The organism is Paenibacillus phytorum, from assembly GCF_013141715.1.
Taxonomy (GTDB): Bacteria; Bacillota; Bacilli; order Paenibacillales; family NBRC-103111; genus Paenibacillus_E; species Paenibacillus_E phytorum.
Map to the genome: position 1 here is coordinate 1 of NZ_WHOA01000185.1, position 1891 is coordinate 1891.

Annotated in this window: 2 protein-coding genes; both read right to left on the reverse strand. The window is 51.6% G+C overall.

The features are described 5' to 3' along the window. Nucleotides 1-328 precede the first annotated feature (328 nt). On the reverse strand, nucleotides 329-1075 hold the full coding sequence (map, locus tag GC098_RS26415) for a type I methionyl aminopeptidase (protein ID WP_057307305.1): 747 nt from the start codon (nucleotides 1073-1075) through the stop codon (nucleotides 329-331). Nucleotides 1076-1082: 7 nt separating this feature from the next. Continuing rightward, on the reverse strand, nucleotides 1083-1667 hold the full coding sequence (locus tag GC098_RS26420) for a TetR/AcrR family transcriptional regulator (protein ID WP_171646188.1): 585 nt from the start codon (nucleotides 1665-1667) through the stop codon (nucleotides 1083-1085). Nucleotides 1668-1891: the final 224 nt, after the last annotated feature.

Here is a 1891-nt window from a genome sequence, read left to right on the forward strand (position 1 = left end):
GGGACCGCAGTTGAAATAAAGGACAAAAAATTGCTCGATTAATGATACTCTGCACCCGTGGTATCCTGCAGGAGAACAGTATTGCGTCATCTGACCGGGTTATTGTCCCAGTCACTCGGCGTTTCCGAATTTGTTGCGCGGTTCACCTGAGATGAATTGTTCGCACTGAATATGATCGCGTCCAAGCGAGCAGCCTCATCAGATCTATGGACACGCTGTCCCCGAACCTGCTTCGGCTTACATGATCACCTGTAACGAATAAAGAAAGATGCTATGCCGAATACGAAAAAAAGAAGTCGACCATTTCGTTGGTCGACCTCTAATTTTTCTATTGCGCGGTCAAAATTTGTGGACCTTCAGCCGTGATGGCGATCGTATGCTCGTATTGGGCGGCGAGCTTGTTGTCCATCGTCCGTGCGGTCCAGCCGTCCGGATCGATTGTCATGAAGTAAGTGCCTTCGGTGATCATGGGCTCAATCGTGAACACCATACCTTCCTTGATACGGAGGCCTTTTCCAGGCTTGCCGACATGCATATAAGTCGGCTCCTCGTGCAGGTCGCGGCCGATGCCATGGGCGAGAAGGTCGCGCACGACGCCGAAACTGTGTGATTCCGCATGCCGCTGAATCGCGCTCGTCACGTCGCCGAGTCGATTGCCGGGCTGCGCCTGCTCGATGCCCAGGTCAAGACATTCTTTCGTGACACGCATCAACTTCTCGGCCGTCGGCGAGATCTGACCGACCGCATAACTCCAGGCCGAATCGCCGAGCCAGCCATCGAGCTCAGCGACCGTGTCGATCGTCACGATATCGCCTTCCTCAAGTGGCTTATTGCTAGGGAAGCCATGTGCGATCACATCGTTGGCGGAGGCACAGGTCGCATATTGATATCCCTTATAGCCTTTCTGGTATGGCTTTGCGCCGTGCTTCAACATAATGTCCTCGAATATGCGCTCAATCTCGTTGGTGGTAATACCCGGTTTGATAAGCGGTGCGATTGTACGATGGCATTCAGCCACCACTTGGCATGCCTTGCGGATAGCCTCAATTTCATGCTTGCTTTTTAAAATGACCATGTTCGTATCAGGACTCCTTCGTAATAGCTTGCATAGCGAGTCGGGCGATTCGATCGACGTCCAGGTCGGAATTGCCCGCATAGTAGTGCAGCCCACAGCAACCGACCAGCACGGCAAGCATATGGTCGACGCTGTCGTCTTCGCACTTGGCGATCGATTGGAGTGGAATGTACAGCCGTTCCATAAATTTTCTTTTGGCGTGGTGTCGATCCCTTTCAGGCAAGCCTGCATAATGTTCCGCCGCCATTTTGTAGACGAGATATGCGCGGGCGTCCGACTGCCACAGCCGGAGCAGCGCTTTACAATACGTCAACAACTGCCAGTCATCCGGGGGGCTGCCGCTGATGTTCGCCCATTTTGCGATAACTTGCTCGCATCGCTCGAAGCCGCTTCCTAACACATCTTCTATTAATAAATGCCGGTTGGGGTAATAATGGTATACTGTGCCGTAACCAAGCCCTGCCTCGCGGGCGACGTCGCGAATATCAAAGCTGCCGCCCGTGCGAAAGTAGGAGCGCGCGGCGACGTCCAGGATCTGTTCTCTGCGCTGTATGCGTATGAGCTCATTTTGTTCTTTGGTACGGGGGCACATAGCGTGTTAACCTCCATATATAGACCTGCAAATTTGTCGATATAAAAATAGTAACTCATGGGGTGGAGAAATGCAAAAGATTTGTTGGTGTTCGATAAAATGAAGTACTGAACAATAAAGAACTGTGATAATAAAGTTGTAGACTGGGCGCTGGCGTTAACCTAACGGGAAACTATAGTTCAATACAAATAAGGGCCGCCGTTAGGTGGTCCTTTGCTCATCTA